This window comes from Priestia sp. YIM B13489 (assembly GCF_042787645.1).
Taxonomy (GTDB): domain Bacteria; phylum Bacillota; class Bacilli; order Bacillales; family Bacillaceae_H; genus Priestia; species Priestia megaterium.
Window position 1 is genome coordinate 1,357,638 of the sequence record NZ_JBHZOQ010000053.1, and the last position, 17,764, is coordinate 1,375,401.

Annotated in this window: 19 protein-coding genes; 15 read left to right on the plus strand and 4 right to left on the minus strand. The window is 35.4% G+C overall.

Annotated elements, in window-relative coordinates; translation table 11 throughout:
• The first annotated feature begins 136 nt into the window (after positions 1-136).
• From ACFX4W_RS12790 to ACFX4W_RS12800, 3 genes are all read left to right on the plus strand, one after another.
• On the plus strand, positions 137-982 hold the full coding sequence (locus ACFX4W_RS12790) for a DUF2971 domain-containing protein (RefSeq protein WP_043982551.1): 846 nt from the start codon (positions 137-139) through the stop codon (positions 980-982).
• 65 nt (positions 983-1,047) lie between these two features.
• Positions 1,048-1,245, plus strand: coding sequence for a ChaB family protein (locus ACFX4W_RS12795; RefSeq protein WP_013083246.1), 198 nt, complete (start codon positions 1,048-1,050; stop codon positions 1,243-1,245).
• Between the two features lie 395 nt (positions 1,246-1,640).
• Positions 1,641-3,575: an alkyl/aryl-sulfatase gene (locus tag ACFX4W_RS12800; protein WP_377559477.1), complete on the plus strand. Its 1,935-nt coding sequence runs from the start codon at positions 1,641-1,643 to the stop codon at positions 3,573-3,575.
• Positions 3,576-3,584: 9 nt separating this feature from the next.
• Here ACFX4W_RS12800 and ACFX4W_RS12805 read toward each other — a convergent pair whose 3' ends face one another.
• Positions 3,585-3,740, minus strand: coding sequence for a hypothetical protein (locus tag ACFX4W_RS12805; protein WP_165575111.1), 156 nt, complete (start codon positions 3,738-3,740; stop codon positions 3,585-3,587).
• Between the two features lie 198 nt (positions 3,741-3,938).
• On the opposite strand from ACFX4W_RS12805, the gene ACFX4W_RS12810 reads away from it, so the two are divergent.
• The 4 genes from ACFX4W_RS12810 to ACFX4W_RS12825 all read left to right on the plus strand — a co-directional run bounded on the left by ACFX4W_RS12810 (position 3,939) and on the right by ACFX4W_RS12825 (position 9,759).
• On the plus strand, positions 3,939-5,231 hold the full coding sequence (locus tag ACFX4W_RS12810) for a Glu/Leu/Phe/Val family dehydrogenase (protein WP_097823367.1): 1,293 nt from the start codon (positions 3,939-3,941) through the stop codon (positions 5,229-5,231).
• A 238-nt stretch (positions 5,232-5,469) separates the two neighbouring features.
• Positions 5,470-6,030 carry a nitroreductase family protein gene (locus ACFX4W_RS12815; protein WP_043982556.1) on the plus strand — a complete coding sequence of 187 codons (561 nt, stop codon included), beginning with the start codon at positions 5,470-5,472 and terminating at the stop codon, positions 6,028-6,030.
• A 457-nt stretch (positions 6,031-6,487) separates the two neighbouring features.
• Entirely contained in the window at positions 6,488-7,255 is a 768-nt protein-coding gene (locus tag ACFX4W_RS12820) for an ABC transporter ATP-binding protein (RefSeq protein ID WP_162214287.1), read from the plus strand.
• Positions 7,252-9,759, plus strand: coding sequence for an ABC transporter permease (locus ACFX4W_RS12825; RefSeq protein WP_280559652.1), 2,508 nt, complete (start codon positions 7,252-7,254; stop codon positions 9,757-9,759). The genes ACFX4W_RS12820 and ACFX4W_RS12825 overlap by 4 nt, the downstream gene beginning before the upstream one ends.
• 79 nt (positions 9,760-9,838) lie before the next feature.
• Here ACFX4W_RS12825 and ACFX4W_RS12830 read toward each other — a convergent pair whose 3' ends face one another.
• Both ACFX4W_RS12830 and ACFX4W_RS12835 read right to left on the minus strand, forming a co-directional pair.
• Positions 9,839-10,303 carry a hypothetical protein gene (locus tag ACFX4W_RS12830; protein WP_043982559.1) on the minus strand — a complete coding sequence of 155 codons (465 nt, stop codon included), beginning with the start codon at positions 10,301-10,303 and terminating at the stop codon, positions 9,839-9,841.
• A 49-nt stretch (positions 10,304-10,352) separates the two neighbouring features.
• Positions 10,353-10,853 (minus strand): hypothetical protein, encoded by a 501-nt coding sequence (locus ACFX4W_RS12835; protein ID WP_043982560.1) that lies wholly within the window; start codon positions 10,851-10,853, stop codon positions 10,353-10,355.
• Positions 10,854-10,976: 123 nt separating this feature from the next.
• Here ACFX4W_RS12835 and ACFX4W_RS12840 point away from each other — a divergent pair, with 123 nt between their 5' ends.
• On the plus strand, positions 10,977-11,783 hold the full coding sequence (locus ACFX4W_RS12840) for a hypothetical protein (RefSeq protein WP_237074927.1): 807 nt from the start codon (positions 10,977-10,979) through the stop codon (positions 11,781-11,783).
• A gap of 162 nt (positions 11,784-11,945) precedes the next feature.
• Here ACFX4W_RS12840 and ACFX4W_RS12845 read toward each other — a convergent pair whose 3' ends face one another.
• Entirely contained in the window at positions 11,946-12,170 is a 225-nt protein-coding gene (locus ACFX4W_RS12845) for a hypothetical protein (RefSeq protein WP_237074928.1), read from the minus strand.
• A gap of 1,536 nt (positions 12,171-13,706) precedes the next feature.
• On the opposite strand from ACFX4W_RS12845, the gene ACFX4W_RS12850 reads away from it, so the two are divergent.
• From ACFX4W_RS12850 to ACFX4W_RS12880, 7 genes are all read left to right on the plus strand, one after another.
• Positions 13,707-14,036 (plus strand): hypothetical protein, encoded by a 330-nt coding sequence (locus tag ACFX4W_RS12850; protein ID WP_043982565.1) that lies wholly within the window; start codon positions 13,707-13,709, stop codon positions 14,034-14,036.
• A gap of 129 nt (positions 14,037-14,165) precedes the next feature.
• Positions 14,166-14,981: a protein-glutamine gamma-glutamyltransferase gene (locus tag ACFX4W_RS12855; RefSeq protein ID WP_280559654.1), complete on the plus strand. Its 816-nt coding sequence runs from the start codon at positions 14,166-14,168 to the stop codon at positions 14,979-14,981.
• Positions 14,982-15,413: 432 nt separating this feature from the next.
• Positions 15,414-15,887 carry a DinB family protein gene (locus tag ACFX4W_RS12860; RefSeq protein ID WP_043982566.1) on the plus strand — a complete coding sequence of 158 codons (474 nt, stop codon included), beginning with the start codon at positions 15,414-15,416 and terminating at the stop codon, positions 15,885-15,887.
• A 133-nt stretch (positions 15,888-16,020) separates the two neighbouring features.
• The gene (locus tag ACFX4W_RS12865) at positions 16,021-16,236 is read left to right on the plus strand and encodes a DUF378 domain-containing protein (protein WP_013057146.1); all 216 of its coding nucleotides are present in this window, start codon (positions 16,021-16,023) and stop codon (positions 16,234-16,236) included.
• A 133-nt stretch (positions 16,237-16,369) separates the two neighbouring features.
• Positions 16,370-16,555 (plus strand): hypothetical protein, encoded by a 186-nt coding sequence (locus ACFX4W_RS12870; RefSeq protein ID WP_043982567.1) that lies wholly within the window; start codon positions 16,370-16,372, stop codon positions 16,553-16,555.
• A 15-nt stretch (positions 16,556-16,570) separates the two neighbouring features.
• A complete protein-coding gene (locus ACFX4W_RS12875) occupies positions 16,571-16,849 on the plus strand; it encodes a hypothetical protein (protein ID WP_043982568.1) in 279 nt (92 codons plus the stop codon).
• 97 nt (positions 16,850-16,946) lie between these two features.
• Positions 16,947-17,753 (plus strand): cobalamin-binding protein, encoded by an 807-nt coding sequence (locus ACFX4W_RS12880; RefSeq protein WP_043982569.1) that lies wholly within the window; start codon positions 16,947-16,949, stop codon positions 17,751-17,753.
• Positions 17,754-17,764: the final 11 nt, after the last annotated feature.

A 17,764-nucleotide genomic window follows, 5' to 3' on the forward strand; every position in this document is an offset into this window, starting at 1 on the left:
AGACACGCTGCAGATGTTGAGGCGTGCCTTCTTTTCTGATAACAGAACTCTCCTAATACAGGTGGATAATTTTGAAAATTACAACAATTAAGTGCTATAATTCAAGTGTGAATATGCATTCAGAGGAGGAAAACCAATGGATTTAGCTTATAGAGATAAAGCTTACGAATATGCCAAAAGATTCGAATCTAGCTATGACGATTATGATGAACGCTATAAGGTGCACAATAATCCGACGGTATGGCGATTTATGCCGCTGTCTGATTTTCAAGATTTACTGGAAACCAATGCGCTTTTTTTCGCAAAACCTGATGCATTTTCGGACCCTCTTGAAGGATGCTCTTCAATGTGGAACATAGAAGAGTTAAGAAAAAAAGGCGAACGTCATAACCGTACCTCTAGAACCTATATAAGAAAAATCCATGAATTTTCTGCTGTTTCATCCTGGCATATCAATGATTACGAAGCCGCTGGAATGTGGGATCTATATTTAAAGGGGAATGATGGCGTAGCTATTAAAACCACCTATGAAAATTTATTGTGCAGTATTAAAGATTTACGCTATAAAATCTTCTCTGGCAAAGTGCAGTACATAGACTTCCAAAAAGAAATGGTTAGTCACTCTGTATATGACACGTTATTTTACAAGCGCAAATCCTATCAGCATGAAAATGAATTGAGGCTTGTTATTGTAGCAAGTCGTATACACGCTTGGAAGCTGCAAAAGCTGTTCGAAATTCAAGGTATTTCCGCAAATCAATGGCAACAACGAATGGATATCCTTGAAAAAAGATCGTATGAGTTTTCTCATGAGCATGGTAACCTCCTTACATGTAATTTACATCAGCTTATCAATGAAATTTACGTATCACCAAGAAGCGCTCAAAGCTGTGTAGATGAAGTAAAAGCCCTTGCTAAAAAACACGGACTCGCTTATAAAAAGGTCACTCAGTCCGACTTGTATAAGGACTATATTTATTAAATGTTTATGTTATTTGAAAACAGGTAAATCAGTAGTAAAAGATGTTTTCAAGGAGGAATACTATCATGCCTTACAATTCATTAAAAGAACTGCCGGATGGAGTAAGAGATAATCTTCCTCATCATGCTCAGGAAATTTATAAAGAAGCATTCAATTCAGCAAGTGATGAATACAAAGAAGAAGCTACCGCTCACAAAGTCGCTTGGAACGCGGTGAAAACGAAGTACAAAAAAGATGATAATGACAACTGGGTGAAAAAATAGAGACAAAAGAGCCTAACCATAATGGATTTATTATTTTTTGAAAAAATCTCCCAATTAGGTTTCAATTATTTTTTCGAGGGTATACACTCTATGTAAGGCCAATACAAGAAAGGAGAGACTGTACACATGCATTGTTTTACAGCGACTTCAAGAAACGTATTGAGCACCTTAGAAGGAAGATTTGTTTTGATTACAAAAGGCACATTGGTAAACAATCGTTATACTAAGTGCTAGGCTGTCTAATTCAGACAGAATACTCGACTATTCAAACATGACATTCAGTATAAAAAAGAAGATGCGTGCTAAGCGCATCTTCTTTTTTGTTAACTCTATTTTCCCTCTCTTTTTGTACTTCGTCTCATTTTTACGCATAAAGTAATAAAAAGGAGGGGGTTATGCTGTTTGATTATGAACAGGAGTTAACGATTCACCGAAAAGATGCTACTCAAAAGACTGCAGCGACTAATGCTGATACTTATAAAAACATAGACTGGGAACAAGTGAAATTAGAACAAAATCTTGCGGATTACCAAGCTCTTGTACGCGTACCTTTTCCTCTGATTTTCAAAAAAAATCAGCTGTATCCTGTATGGGATTTAAGAAAGTACGCTTTTTTATTTGAACAATCTACACCTGCTACTGTCCACCCTAAACTGTGGGAACAAGGAAAATTAAATGTACAAGCCGGCTTATATCAAGTAACTGAAAATATCTTTCAAGTAAGAGGCTTTGATATGGCTAATATTACATTTGTTAAAGGGAAAACGGGATGGATTGTTATTGATTGCTTGACGTCAAGAGAAACAGCAGAAGAAGCACTTAAACTAGTAAACCAGCACTGCGGGAAGCGTCCTGTTAGAGCCGTTATCTTCTCACATTCACATATAGACCATTACGGTGGAGTTTTAGGAGTATTACCTGACTCAACACAAAATAAAGCTAGTAAAGTTTATGCTCCTGCTGGGTTTATGGATGCGGTTATTGATGAAAACGTCACGGCGGCAACAGCAATGACACGAAGAAGTCAATATATGTACGGTATTCAACTGCGACGCGATGAAAAAGGCCTAATTGACAACGGTATCGGAAAAGAAATTTCATTTGGAACAATCACGCTTATTAAAGGAATAGAAGAAATTCGTCCTTCCGAACATCATTCTTATGTAAGTAAGAAAATTGAAGGCGTCTCATTTCAATTTCAGCTTACGCCAGGAACGGAAGCGCCTGCTGAAATGAACATCTATATTCCTAGTGAAAAGTCTCTGTGTATTGCCGAAAACTGTACGGCCACTCAGCACAACCTCTATACGCTCAGAGGAGCAAAAGTAAGAGACGCAGCAGCATGGGCAAGATACTTGCAGCAAGCAATCGATTTATTTGGCCAAGAACTAACAACTGTATTTGGGGTACATAATTGGCCAAGGTTCGGAAACGAGTCGTGCATCACATATATCGAAAATCAACGAGATGTTTATCAATATATTCATGATCAAACATTAAGGCTCATGAATCAAGGATATACCATTGATCACGTCGGCCGAATGATGAAGCTCCCAGAAATCCTATCTCACGAGTGGTATACCAACGGTTTTTATGGAACGGTTAGCCACAACGCAAAAGCGGTTTATCAGCGCTATATGGGCTGGTATAACAGCAATCCTGTCGATTTAAATAAACTGTTTCCTGAAGAGTCAGCTAAGAAGTATGTAGAGTATATGGGGGGAGCGGACAACATTGTCAAAAAAGCGCAGCGTTGTTTTCAACAAGGCGACTATCAATGGGTAGCTGAAGTGACCAAACAAGTTATTTACGCTGATCCTCACCATGTAAAGGCAAAACTTTTATGTGCAGACGCGCTTGAACAATTAGGGTATATAGCGGAATCTGGCCCTTGGCGAAATGAATATTTAACAGGAGCCAAAGAACTTCGTTTAGGTAATATATCGCTGCCTGCCAACATTATCACAAAAGAAGTATGGGATACACTTCCTTTAAAAAATATTTTAGAACTATTTAGCATTCGCGTAGATGGATTAAAGGCAGGTGCATGTAACTATCGTCTATTGTTTGTCATACCAGATCGTAATGAAGTAGCTCTCACAGAATTTAAGCATGGAATCTTTAGGTATCTCGGAGATACGCGAAAGAAAGCTGAGGTGACGGTAACGATGTGGCAAGATACCTTATATCGACTCACAACTACAAATGATCACTCTTATAGCTCGGTCATATTTGTTCAAGGAGATAAATCAAAATGGGATTTCTTTTTGTCTTGTCAGGATTCTATCGATCCAAACTTTAACATTGTGACACCTGTTTCTAAAAAATAGAGCATCTGATTACAGCTCAGAAAGCACATCGTTGACTTTTTGTTCAAAGCAGCTGTCGCATGTGAATATTTCTTTTTCTTGAAAAGATGTTAGCCTTTCTCCGCAGATGGAACAGCATTCTATACAGTAATTGTTTCGCTCTTGTTCTTTTCTTTCATGTAACATAGCACTTTCCTCCTTTGCAGTATAAATAGTTTGTCTTATTTCTTTAAGTATATACTAATATCAGCCTATGCAGGGAATATAAGGCTTGCTAATAGAGATTATTTATAATATAAAAGCGTTGTTAAGCAACAGAAATTGGCACAGGAATTGCATGTTAAATCGTTGAGAAAATTCAATGATTAATATGGGGTGAACAGAATGTCCATTACAAAAACAGCTAGTGAATTAAAAAGAGAACAGCAGCAAGAACAGGAATCACTTAATTTATTTTTATCTACTCAAACAGTTATTCAAGAAGCGCTTCAAAAGCTAGGCTATGGTGAAGAAGTATACCATTTATTGAAAGAACCGCTGCGCATGATGACGGTTCGCATTCCGGTTAAAATGGATAACGGATCGGTAAAAGTATTCACCGGCTACCGCTCTCAACATAATGATGCTGTCGGGCCTACTAAAGGAGGAGTACGTTTTCATCCTGAAGTAAATGAAGAGGAAGTGAAGGCATTATCCATTTGGATGAGCTTAAAATGCGGCATTGTCGACCTTCCGTACGGCGGCGGTAAAGGCGGAATTGTATGTGACCCAAGAAACATGTCTTTTGGTGAACTAGAACGACTCAGCCGCGGCTATGTAAGAGCCATCAGTCAAATAGTTGGGCCTACTAAAGATATTCCTGCACCGGATGTCTATACAAACTCTCAAATTATGGCGTGGATGATGGATGAATATAGCCGACTGCGTGAGTTCGATTCTCCTGGTTTTATTACCGGAAAACCTATCGTACTCGGAGGATCTCAAGGACGCGAAACTGCAACGGCTAAAGGAGTAACCATTTGTATAGAAGAAGCTGTTAAAAAGAAAAACCTTAACTTGCAAGAAGCGCGAATTATTATTCAAGGATTCGGAAATGCCGGCAGTTTTCTCGCTAAGTTCATGCATGATGCAGGAGCAAAAGTAATTGGCATTTCAGACGCATACGGAGCTCTTTATGATCCGCTTGGTCTCGATATTGATTACCTGCTTGATCGACGCGACAGTTTTGGTACCGTAACAAATTTATTTACCAATGTGATGACAAACGAAGAACTATTAGAAAAAGAATGTGATATTTTAGTACCTGCAGCCATTTCGAATCAAATTACGGTTCGCAACGCTCATCGCATTAAAGCTTCTATTGTAGTAGAAGCAGCGAACGGACCGACTACGCTTGAAGCTACGCGCATTTTAGATGAAAAAGGCGTACTTTTAGTGCCAGATATTTTAGCGAGTGCTGGAGGCGTAACGGTTTCATACTTCGAATGGGTGCAAAATAATCAAGGCTACTACTGGTCTGAAGAGGAAGTAGCTTACAAATTACGCAAGGTAATGGTAGATTCATTTGAAACGGTCTATCAAATCTCTCAAGAAAATGACGTAGATATGAGGCTTGCTGCTTATATGGCAGGAATCAAAAAATCAGCTGAAGCTTCTCGTTTCCGCGGCTGGGTATAAGATAAAAAAAACGATTTGGACTCTATATTCCAAATCGTTTTTTTATTTGACAAAACTGCCAAATAATTAAAAGAAAACCCGCTAAAAAAACAAACACGCTTAAAAAATTGGCATATTTATTTATCGTTACCTAAGTAATAATCAAAACATTTGACAGTGAGAATGATTTTCAATTATTCTATATTCAAGACAAATACATACTTATAATAGATTGAATGTAGAAAAGGAGATAGAAAGCATGAACGTATTAGATATTATTAAAGCTAGAAGAACGATTGGGGCCATGCAAGACAAAGACGTATCAGAAGATGCTATTAACCTTATGTTAGAAGCCGGCACTTGGGCTCCTAACCATAAAAAGACAGAGCCTTGGAAGTTCCGCGTGTTTACAGGGGATTCACGCGTTCGTTTAGGAGACGAAATGGAACGTATTATGAAACAAAAAACTGCTCACTTAAGTGAAGAAGAAGCGTTGAAAAAAACAACAAAAGCAAAAAAAGGACCGCTTCGCGCTCCTGTCATTATTGCTGTAGCAGTAAGTCCTTCTGGTAAAGTGCCTGAAATTGAGGAAATCTCTGCCGTAGCGGCAAGCATACAAAATATGCTATTAGTAGCGGAAGAACAAGGTTTAGCTACAATTTGGAGAACCGGTGAAATTGTCTATCAGACAGAACTGAATGACTTTTTATCTCTAGAAGGAGACGATAAGCTCTTAGGCTTAATTTACGTCGGACATCCTAATAAAGAAGCTTCATCAAAACGTATTCCATATCAAGATAAAACGATTTGGTATCGTTAAAAGGTTATTCCCGTTTTTCTATAAATAAAAGGCAGCAGCTCATAAGTTGAGCTGCTGCCTTTTTTATTGTTTTTGAAAAGTGGCATTAAGTTGCGCTTTTATTAGCTTACCTGCAGCAGTTTTTTTAGTATCTTATGGATAACTTCTCTGGTTTCCGTAACTACTAGTCAAAGCAAAATAGGAATTGTCTGTGTTCAGTCTTCTTTCCGAAGACCAAAATAATAGGTACATGCCAAACCGAAGATAATGGGCGGCAAAAGAAAGACAATCATTTAACAGTCACCATTTTTGGTTTTTCTTGTAAATAATTAAAATTTTTTTACCTATTTTCTTCAAAATGTAAAACTATTCCTGTTTTGAAACGTACTAGATATAGTAGAAATTCACAAAAGGAGATGCGATAAAAGCGTTAACTATCTTTGTTACTACAGAAAAAAACTTACTTCGAGGTGAAGACGTGAAAAATCAACATATTTTAGAGGTGAAAAATTTAACTAAAGTTTATAAAGGAGAGGGCTATGAAGTTACTGCACTAAATGATATATCCTTTCAGTTAAGGGTAGGTGAAATGGTTGCTGTTATGGGAACAAGCGGTTCAGGAAAAAGCACACTGCTGAACATTTTAGGAGCACTGGATGAACCAACTAGTGGAACGATTAAATTAAAAGGAATGCTTTCAAAAGATATATTCCAAGAACCTCAAGCTTCAGCGTACAGAAGAGATAATATTGGGTTTATCTTTCAATCATTCCACTTATTAAAGGATTTATCTGTAGAAGAAAACATAGCTCTGCCGCTCATTTTAAAGGGACTTACATCGGATGTAATTGATTTAAAAGTAAATAACGCTGTTGAGCTCTTGGGCTTAACAGCTTGGAAGAAACACCGCCCTGTACAACTGTCAGGTGGACAACAGCAGCGCGTAGCTATAGGAAGAGCAATTATAACTGAACCACCTATTATTCTGGCAGACGAGCCTACAGGTAACCTTGATTTTAATACTTCCGAAGTCATACTACACACACTAGTAACTACAAAAAACGAACTCAGCCAAAGCATACTTCTTGTTACTCACGACCCTAATGTAGCTACTTATGCAGATCGCGTTCTATTCTTTCATGATGGCTCTATTGTCGATACATATATCTGTAGCGGAAATAGTGATTTGGATCATATACTAGAGAAGTTTAAGCTTATTACAAAAGTCGAGAGTCCTAAGATATGAAAACACTACGAGGTTTAGCTTTTCGTTTATTTAAGTCCAATAAATTTATAGTGTTTTCATCTATTGTAAGTATAGCTATTTCTACGATGCTTGTACTTAGTATGGTTTTATTCTCTTTTAATGCGCAGGACACATTAAAAAGTCAATTAAAACAAACTTACGGTGAGATGGATTTATCTGTAGGGTTTGAGATGGATCAAGGCAAAATTTTGACATCAACTTTAGTGGAAGAAATTCACCAGGATAAAATGGTAGATAAGGTATCAAAAGTATCTATTGCTCATTTGAATCTAAATAAACTAAATACCTCTATCTATACAGTAGGTGTTGAAAACGATTATTTAGCTAAAAGTCGGTATCACTTTTCCAAACCGCTGAATAAGAATTCTGTCGCAATGAACAAAGGACTAGCTAAAGATTTACACGCAAAAGTAGGAGATAAAGTTCTTATAGAAAACAAAACATATACATTAGCAGAAACGGTAAAAGATTTATCCGCTACTGGAGTAGCTCCAGATATGCTAATACTTAATCAAAAAAACGTAAAAGACTATATTCAAGCAAAAGAAAAAAGCAGCGCAGAAGCAACTTATTTATTAATAAAGGCACACAAGAATAAGAGCGCCTTAAAGTTGGCCGATCGTATAAAATCTTATAACAAGAACTTACGTATTGATATAGCTGAACAAGATGCAGGCGTGCAAAATAATTTACAATCCTTACATACATTTATTATTGTTTTATCGGCATTGGTGTTAATTATTACGTCTCTTATTCTCATTTCAAACTTTGAGCTTTTGCTCTACAAGATGAGGAATCAGTTCGCCATTATGCGTTCAATAGGAGCCAGTGCTAAACAGATTAGCAAGATTATCATACTTCAAAGCACCGTTATAAACACCGTAGGTACAGGTGTAGGATTTTTGCTAACCTTTTGCAGTCAAAGGTACTTATATAGCTGGTTAGGAAAAGTGTCAGAAATATCTTCCTTTCCATCTGACTTTAACGTAGGTACTGCCATTATCCTTACAGTTGTAATGTTTGTTATTATTCAATTCTTTTTACTCATTCCAGCTTATCGAAGTACAAAAGTATTGCCCCTAAAAACAATGCAGACGAACGAGAAAATTAACTATGGTTTTTCCAAGACAAGAATAGTAGTTTTTAAGGTACTATTAGCACTGTCCTTATTTTTAGTTATAGGAAGCCAGGTATTTCCTACAAGAGGCACATACGGACCTGGGATGTTGCTAATTACAGTTATTCTAGTTTTGCTTGCCTTTATACTAATCTTTCCTATCATAGTGACTAAAGGATTAAAATGGTTTTTGCCATATGGACAAAAAATATTTGGCAAAGAATTTTATATTGCGGCAAAAAACCTAATTCCCCAAGTTAAAAAAAACACAATGATTATCTTAATAACATGCGGATTAATGATCATTACTGTATTTGGGTCAATTACATTTAGAACCATACAAATTAATGGACTAACCTACTTAAAAAAAGAATATGCAATGCCTATTATTGTGGAAACTCGCCTTGATGATTCAAAAATAGATGTAGAAGAACTAACTAGAAAGGCTGAACAATTACCTAACGTAAAAAGCGTTAGCAACATGAGTAATCAGGGCTTAGGAGAGATTTTAAATTCAAAAAAGGTTGCGGATATTCGTTACAATGTGGTTGACTTGAAAAGATTGCAGAAGCAAGGACTTCTAGAGCATTTCTCGTATGTAAAAGGAAGTAATAAAGAGAATAGTATAATAGTGTCTGAAAAATTTGCTGAAAGTCATGATTTAAAAGTCGGTCAGGTACTCCATTTAGGTATGTATGTTGAAAATCAAGATGAATCAATGATAGAGGGAAATATAATACCTAAGGGAGATTATGTGGTAACAGCTATACCTAATCACCTTCTTGACAATAATGAAGCATTTTTAGATTGGAAAAGCAACAAGTTTAAAGATGTAGATTTTTACCGCCTATACATAGATGCTACGGATGTAAAGGCCGCTGTAAAAGAAATTGAAGGTTTAAAAAGTCAGTATCCCGAATTAAAGGTAAGCAGCTATGATCAATCTGTTAACGAAGCAAATGAAATGTTTTATCAGCGCTGGGGGATTTTTATAGTTGTTATTGCCACGTTGGTTGTTTCTACCATGGCAGGAGTATTTAATTCATTGGCAAATAATATTTATTCAAAACGAAAAGAATTTGCTGTTTTACGCGCGATGGGCATGACACCAAAATCCATTCGTAAAGTCATTCTTTCACAGGTAAATTTATATATTACGATTGGAGTAATATGTGGAATTGTAATGGGACTTTTAGTGACATTAATTCTGCTATTAATGGATCCACGGAAGTTTGTTATAGGTTATAAAACAATTCTTTCTGTAGTAGTATCAATGCTTGTAGTTAGCACTTTTTTATTCTCATACGTAAGTCGAAAAGTATCTGGACAAGATCTTTCTATAGAGCTTACTAATGATAATAGGTGACTTCTCATGTAGATATATTATAATATTACTAAAACCCAATCTCTTTGTAGAGATTGGGTTTTAGTAGTTTCTATGTTATTTATTTAACAACAACGTTCCCTACATATTGTGCGTAGCCTCTATCAGTTTGAAGTTCTAGCACATAAACATAATTCCCTTTTTTCTTTGGGAACGTAAAAGTTCTATCTTGTTCATTTATTCTAATATCTTGCTTCGCATTACTAGAGCTTATTATATAAGAACTAATTTCATTAACAAGAAAATCTTCGCTATCAAACCTTAAATTTCCTTGTGTTTCAGGGGCTACAGCTAGCTGTTGCTGCTTTTTAGCTCCATTTATACCATTCCTTGTATTTGTTTCCTTTCTGTACTGTTTTCCTTCTTCTCCGCGCCAATCTACATTAGTTTCTTTCAGTTCAACATCCACAACATCACTGGCCGATAATGTAACCGCAGGGGGAGAGAAGTCATATTCCTCGCCTATACACCCTGATAATCCAACGATAATAAACGTAAACAGAGATAATTTTATAAACACTTTCATATATAATGTCCCCCTTAGTTGCGACTAGTAAAAAATAAAAAATTGCTGCTTAATTTCTTGGGACAGGGGAGAGGTAGTAATAAATATCATATTCTTTATCAATATGAGGGACTACTTCAGTATCGGTACGGGTTTCAATTGTCATATTTGATTTTGTTGGGGTACCGGCATAAAAATCGTACTTTACACCTTTTGGAGTCGTTATTTCACTAGTGATATCTGTATTTCCCTTTGATTGTTTGATAATAGCTGGATTTCCATTAAAATACCAACGAATTTTTTGATCCTTTTGAGTTAATGTAGCTGTTCCTACACCTACATGTGATTTTTCTTTAATTGTATAGATAACAATCTTTTCGTTATCTACATATTTGCTTTCACCGATAATACCTTGTATTCCTGTAGACTCTTTTTTTGCATTTTCAAAAGCTTCATCTTCACTAGAATAGAATTCCACATCTTTTTTACTGTTTACGTTCGTTGCTGAACAAGCCGTTAGTATACTGGCTGACAGTAGAGATGCGAGTAATGCAGAATATAACTTTTTCATACAAACCCCCATTTTATTAATTTCTTTAATTTTAATCTTAATATAAATAGTTAAAATAATCCATTTATGTGATATAGTTGTTCAGTATGTAAAAGTTAACCAACAAAGAAATGGAGTTTCACAATGAAGAATTCAAGGAAGATAGCAGTAGGAGCAGCTGTTCTAACTGTTGCTTTTAGTTTAATGGGATGTACCTCAAAAGAATCAATTAGCAAAAGTACAAAACAAGAAGAAGCCCAAAAAGAAATAAAAATAGAGTTAACATTTCTCCAAAATGAATGTGATCGTCTTATTAATAAAGATGAGGACATAGAAAAAACGTTTCAAAGTTATAAAAATGATTTTAATTTGTTATCTGCGTCCGTTAACAGTACTGCAAAGGTTAATAAAATGAATAATGACGAGCTAGAGGTAAGTATCAATAACCTTGAAAAAGATGTGGACAAACTAAATGGAGAAGAGGCTTTAAAAGCTTATACGAAATACACTTCCCCTAAAACGATATATAAAGTGACAATGATGGACAATATGCGTTCTGTTGTAGATGCCACCGATCGAAACGATAAAAGTATAGACTTCTTCTATGATCACGTTCACTCTTCGCAAAAAGAAATTAACAGGGATATAAAACCTACGGTTAATGACATAAGGAATGGACCGGTATACAAACTGAGTATACTGAAAGATGAATTACAAAAGCATCGAGATGACTTTAGTAAAAAACAGCTTGAACAGTTGGAAACAGCAACGAAAGGTTTTGATTATTCTTTGGATACTCAATTAAAAACCATCAGATCATATAAAAACATTGTTAACAATCCGTACACAAGTAATAATTATGACTATGAAGAAGAAGAGAAATATAACGGAGCCCGCACGTACCTTACTGATTTTGAATCGAATTTAGGTGTTGCTAAGCCTGAGTACTAAAAACGGCTGAAATGGAGACCAACTATGAAAAAGCATAAAAAATGTTAATTGCATTTTAAAGTTTTTTAAGTCTTTCGATGTTGTAATTGAGCCTATTCAAGAAATAAAACAGCTGAGACCTAGTGTAAATAGGAGCTCAACTTTTTTAATGTAAACTAATATTTATATCTTCTTTCGTCTGACCAAAACGAAATGTCCTGCAACCGCTAAAGCAAGAGCTAATGCAATATTCTTTACAGCTAACAGGATAATCCTCGGATACAACTGCATATCTATAGAGAATGACATTACGTTATATATCGGAATGTCCCTAGTCGTCCAATACTTGACCGCTATATATGTTAATAAAATAAATAGCGGAATAGCAATGTTTCGTGATAATACCATAAGGAAAAATCCTAAGTAACAGTACAACACAGTTTGAGGAACATAAATAATAGTTAAATTAAATAATGATATGTAAGGATAAGGGTACCTTAATGTAATAGAAATTAGTAATACAAAAAATGCTGCTAGAAAAATAAGAAAGAAAGATGTCACTCTAATAAGGCCGTAAGACAAAATAGATGGCGGGGAGTTGGGTGTTAACTCAGCTGTTTTATCTTTATCAACAGAGTGATCTAAAAATAAGTATACGGACCACCAAACAGCTATGGGACATACAACAAATTCTATTATTCTTGATATGTATTGAAGACTTTCTAGATCAGGGGAAAAGCACGTATAAAGTATTGCAATTAAAATGATTAAAAAAGGTACATAGAAGTCTATACCCATTGATTTAGCTTCGGACGAGATGTTTATTTTTTTAACGAAGGCCATTAGCATTTTCCTTTCTCTTAATTATAAGAGCGTAGTTACAGAAATAACCAAGTTTAACTGGTAGAGTTCTTACGCATCAAATTAAGAAGTTACTAGTGTATAATTAAAACATATTTAGAAAAACAAGTAAAATAAAAATGTGATAATTTGTTAATATAAAAATCTAAGAAGATTACGCGTTTAGTAAACCTCCCGTAGCTTGTTGTTCATAATGATCAAGAAATTTTCTCTACACGGAGAAACAAGGAGGACTTTTCTAGGTTGAAGTCGTTTTTTGAAAATGTGAATGAAGAAGTATTTCTTGCTAAATAGGTAGTACCAAGATAAGCCTAGACTTAAAAATCAGGCTTATCTTGGTATGGCGTTCACTAATAACGTACTTTTTAAGAAAGGATTTGGTTGTGTATATAGAAAGTACGTTAGACGTTAGGATGATATTTCAGTTCAGAGAGAGGTGGTAGTTATGCGTAAAAGAGATAAAGGGTTTTGGATAGCTTACCTTGTGTTTGCAATTATTATGCTATTAATCTACAAATATATACCGGCTGAAAACAGGACTTATAATAGCTTTAGCAAACATTTTTAATTCTGCATTCCAAGGAAGTATGCGTTGGATTATGGTCGGGTGTGGTTTGTTAATTTTTATATACAATTTAATAGTAACTTTTGATCAAAAACAAAATGAAGCGGTTAAATAAAGAACAGAACTAACTAAAAGTCTCGTGAAGAACAAGCTTATTTTAAGCAAAATTTAATGAAGAGGGACATTTTTAAAAGAAGTATAAACATTTACCTAGTAGATTGCCAAGAAATTTTAGCTTCTAGATTCTATATAAGTAAAAGGGCTATCGAGATTGAAAGGAAGAGAGTGAAATAAAAATTAAAAAAACAAAGTTATTAAACATATTAGGACTTTTATTAATAATGAGCGCTACGCTTTATCCAGCTGGCTACATAAAATCACTTTATACTTTTAGAGCGCTATATGGTGTAGGTATGACTTTAATTTTAACTGTAGGAATTGTATCTAGAAAAAGGCGTTAATTGTTTTAGGGAGTTTAAAGTACTTAAATTTACTTTTTTATAGGAAAGAGGGAAGAAATGGACGTTCAAAAGGTAGCAAACTTATTTTTGATTTTTGTCTTAATTGCAGCAGGCATTTCCTTGGTAATTGGCTTTGTTGTTACTGTGAGAAGTACAAACTATAAGAAGGGATACATAAGTACTTTTATATCCAGTGTTTTCTTTTTAATACTTATTGTGAGCTGGTATGATAAAGCATCTTCAAACGTTTTTATGGGGACAATACCTTGGATTTTAAATGTTATTGCCGTCATTATTGTGTTACCACTGTACGTGTTAGTTGCTCGCTTTATATTTAAAAAGGTTACAAAAGGACAAAAAGGAACAAAAGAAAAGATTATTGGTTAAATTACTTTCTTTCATCGTTTTTTCTAATCTTCACGATTTTAAATAAATGAAGATACACAAAATCTTTTTTTATCAATATCCTGTTAGAGAAAGTGATTGATATCATTTTCTGTAAAGGAGAGAACGTCTATGATTAAAGTTAACCAACAAATTGTGAAAATAAGTGATCTAAATAATAGTTCGTTAACGAAAGAAAAAGCAGACATTTTAAAACAGATGGATGCCTATAGGGAAGTGTATGAGTATGCTACATTTGACCAGCTTGATTTTGATGTATCTGTTAAACTACAAATTATTGAATCGTCTGTGTTGCTGCGCAAAAGCGGCGCCAAGTTTGCTACATTTGCACGTTCTAGGTGTAACGAAAAATATTGGAAACGAACCGATAACGGAGGGTTTCAGCTACTGCCTACCTTTTCTCCTCATCAGGCCATCGATGATATTTTTTACAACGGACACGAATATGCGTTTGAGTGCGCGACGGCTGTTATCATCATCTTTTACAAAGCTGTATTAAATAATATTGGAAAAGCAAACTTTAACAGGCTTTTTGCTGATCTTTACTTACACGATTGGCAATATGATGAAGATCTTGAGCTTCATGGTTATAAAGGATCTGACTACTTGCCCGGAGACTGTGCGTATTTTAAAAATCCTGATTATAATCCTGATACTCCCCAGTGGAAAGGTGAAAACACAATTGTATTAGATGAAACTCTATACTTTGGTCATGGAATTGGAATTACAACGCGGGAAAGAATTATTGAAGTGTTAAATTTAAAGAGAAAAGACGACGCAAAGCAATCAGCTTACCTGTCAGATGAAATTGTCAGGCTTCACACCGCTCACCTCAGTTATTTTGCAGTTAGATACGAACCCGTTGTTTGGTACGACAGAAACAGCGCTATTATTTCCACTATTGGGTCGATTACTTACGTAGCTTGATTGATCAAAGTTTTGATACTTTGGTCTTTTTTTGTAAAAAGGAAAGAATTACATGAAGGTAAATTTAAGAATTCAAAAGGATTTTATGTATAAAAGAAGAATCCATTTAATACACAGGTCTTAAAACTAAAAGGAAAGGAGGAGATTACCATTAAAAATCGTGATAAAAGACGCAAGAGAAAACGCGGCGCATTAAAAGATTATCTAAAAAATAAGCTAGGTCAGCTAAAACCGAAGCCAAATAAAGGACCTGTCTCAAATTTGAAGTCTTCTGCTTAAAACATCCCCCTAGTTTTTATATAGGGGGATGTTTCTTTTGAATTTTCTTTTATTTTAAGGTTTAAATGTTATGAGTGGCATTTAAGGGATAATTTGTGCACAATAGACATTGAATAGTTTATCTAATACGACAACGTAAGGAGAGATTAGACGATGGAAAACATGATTTTAAAACATATGGACGTTGTAAGAGGAATTACGATCAGTATCCTCGAAAAAACAGCAGAAGAGGCAGCGGACATCACACCAAAAGGATTCAATAACAATATCCGCTGGAATCTTGGGCACATTGCCTTTATTCAAGAAAAGCTTGTGTTTGGCTTAGCTGGTGAACCGATGCAAACGCCAGAGAGTTATGAAAACTTTTTCGGCGCAGGAACAAAACCTGCAGATTGGACGGAGGCTGCTCCTTCTCTTGAAGAAATTGCGAATGTGTTGAAAGATCAAGCACATCGTATTAAAGAGCTCATGCCCCAGCAGTTTGATAAGCAGTTAATCACACCTTTTACAAACAAAGCCGGCATCAACTTTACAACAGTTGGCGAAACGTTTTTATTCAGCTTCTACCACGAAGCGATGCATGTAGAAACGATTAAGCAAATCGGGAAAGCTGCAGCTGCACAATAAGAAAATAAAAAAGAATAAATCACATATTCTTTATAACTATTTTACATAGCGCCTATGCATATACTGATCTATGCAGCGCATAAGATGTAACATGAGCTGCTTTTCCTAATGCAGTTCGCAAGGAGGTGACAACGTGAAATTTCTTTCAGGTTTAACGACTCTTCTTGTGATTTTAGGCGGTTTAAATTGGTTAGCTGTAGCATTAGGCGTGAATGTAGTAGAAGAGCTATTTGGCTCTTGGGATTGGTTAGTAACAACGATTTATTGGTTAGTTGGCCTGTCTGCTCTTTATCAAATTTTTGATAAGTTCTTCGGAACGGGAGCGAGTGTCAAAAGCAAAGCGCTATAATAAATATTATTTTTTATAATCTCTTTAGGGAGTTTGAATATATATTCAAACTCCCTTTTTCATGGATAAAAGACGTGACAACTTTACAAAATACGGTAAAATAAGGTAATAACCAAAAAATAGGAGGAATGAGATGGAGCTTTGGGGTGTAGTACCTATCTTAGTGTTTGGAGTTCTTTATATAGGAATCATTGCTGGTATTATAGCTGTTATCGTTATAGTGTTAAAGCGAATGCAGGAGAGAAATCAATATTTACGTGAAATACGGGATGAACTGAGAAATCAAAACAGAGCAACTATAGCAGAAAATAAAGAATAGAAGAGGGTTTAATAGATGAAGAAAAGTGTACTTTCTATATTTTTTATCGTAAATCTTTTTTTTATTTACTGTTTATTATTTAATCAAGGATACATCTTTCAGCTAAAGAATCTACCTTACATATGGGCTATTTATTTACTTCTTGGCACCTGTTTAGCTTTTTATTATATGCTGCGATATAAACAAAAAAAAGACGGACAGGTGTTGCTTTCAATCGGCATTTTAACTACAAGCATTAGTTCACTTGGCTGTTTAGTTTTCTTTTACTTCTTTTATCACGCGATGGGCGGATAAAGAGCACCAAAAGCAGGGACTTCAGTGAAAGTCTCTGCTTTTTATATTTGGATCTATTGTATAATAGAAAAAAAGAAATGAATGCAGGAGGGGAACTATGCGAATTGTTTCGCTTTGTCCAAGCAATACAGAACTAATAGCGTATTTAAAATGTGAGCATTTGCTCGTAGCAATTGATGATTATTCCGATTGGCCGCAGTCTATTCAAGGTCTGCCGCGTTTAGGTCCCGATTTATCTATTAATATGGATGCGGTGGAAGAAGCTAAACCCGATTTAGTCCTAGCATCACTAAGCGTTCCTGGAATGGAGCGAAATATTGAAGAACTTAAAAAACGAAAGCTTCCTTATGTCGTATATAATCCTAATTCGCTAGAAGATATCCGTCAAAATCTACAGGATTTAGGTCAGCGATTAAACATTGAAACAAAAGCAGCTGAACTGTTAAAGCGTTATGATCAGTTTCTTTCTACATATAAAGGGATTGCAAATCAAATTGATGAAAAAGCCACTGTATACTGGGAATGGTGGCCAAAACCTGTCTTTACTCCTGGCAAAGCAAACTGGCTGACTGAAATTAGTGAGTTAGCGGGAGGAGATAATATATTTGCTGATCATAAAGAAGCAAATGTACAGAGTAATTGGGAAGAAGTGTTTAAACGAAATCCACAACATATTTGTCTGGCTTGGGTAGGCGTGCAGACAAACAAAGTAAATCCGACTATTTTACATAAAAGACCCGATTGGTCCGATATGTGTGCCATTAAAGAACATCGCGTACATGTACTAGAAGAATGGCTGTATTGTCGTCCTTCACCTAGGTTGCTGTTAGGGTTAAAAAAACTCGCGGCGCTTCTTCATCCAGATACGTTTCCTGCATTTGACGGCAAGGACCCCTTATTATAAGAAAAAGGAGC

Bases quoted from the DNA above. Each gene is read 5' to 3' on its own strand.
- ACFX4W_RS12790 (WP_043982551.1), top strand. From the start codon at position 137: ATGGATTTAGCTTATAGAGATAAAGCTTACGAATATGCCAAAAGATTC.
- ACFX4W_RS12795 (WP_013083246.1), top strand. From the start codon at position 1,048: ATGCCTTACAATTCATTAAAAGAACTGCCGGATGGAGTAAGAGATAAT.
- ACFX4W_RS12800 (WP_377559477.1), top strand. From the start codon at position 1,641: ATGCTGTTTGATTATGAACAGGAGTTAACGATTCACCGAAAAGATGCT.
- ACFX4W_RS12805 (WP_165575111.1), bottom strand. From the start codon at position 3,740: ATGTTACATGAAAGAAAAGAACAAGAGCGAAACAATTACTGTATAGAA.
- ACFX4W_RS12810 (WP_097823367.1), top strand. From the start codon at position 3,939: ATGTCCATTACAAAAACAGCTAGTGAATTAAAAAGAGAACAGCAGCAA.
- ACFX4W_RS12815 (WP_043982556.1), top strand. From the start codon at position 5,470: ATGAACGTATTAGATATTATTAAAGCTAGAAGAACGATTGGGGCCATG.
- ACFX4W_RS12825 (WP_280559652.1), top strand. From the start codon at position 7,252: ATGAAAACACTACGAGGTTTAGCTTTTCGTTTATTTAAGTCCAATAAA.
- ACFX4W_RS12830 (WP_043982559.1), bottom strand. From the start codon at position 10,303: ATGAAAGTGTTTATAAAATTATCTCTGTTTACGTTTATTATCGTTGGA.
- ACFX4W_RS12835 (WP_043982560.1), bottom strand. From the start codon at position 10,853: ATGAAAAAGTTATATTCTGCATTACTCGCATCTCTACTGTCAGCCAGT.
- ACFX4W_RS12840 (WP_237074927.1), top strand. From the start codon at position 10,977: ATGAAGAATTCAAGGAAGATAGCAGTAGGAGCAGCTGTTCTAACTGTT.
- ACFX4W_RS12845 (WP_237074928.1), bottom strand. From the start codon at position 12,170: ATGGTATTATCACGAAACATTGCTATTCCGCTATTTATTTTATTAACA.
- ACFX4W_RS12850 (WP_043982565.1), top strand. From the start codon at position 13,707: ATGGACGTTCAAAAGGTAGCAAACTTATTTTTGATTTTTGTCTTAATT.
- ACFX4W_RS12855 (WP_280559654.1), top strand. From the start codon at position 14,166: ATGATTAAAGTTAACCAACAAATTGTGAAAATAAGTGATCTAAATAAT.
- ACFX4W_RS12860 (WP_043982566.1), top strand. From the start codon at position 15,414: ATGGAAAACATGATTTTAAAACATATGGACGTTGTAAGAGGAATTACG.
- ACFX4W_RS12870 (WP_043982567.1), top strand. From the start codon at position 16,370: ATGGAGCTTTGGGGTGTAGTACCTATCTTAGTGTTTGGAGTTCTTTAT.
- ACFX4W_RS12875 (WP_043982568.1), top strand. From the start codon at position 16,571: ATGAAGAAAAGTGTACTTTCTATATTTTTTATCGTAAATCTTTTTTTT.
- ACFX4W_RS12880 (WP_043982569.1), top strand. From the start codon at position 16,947: ATGCGAATTGTTTCGCTTTGTCCAAGCAATACAGAACTAATAGCGTAT.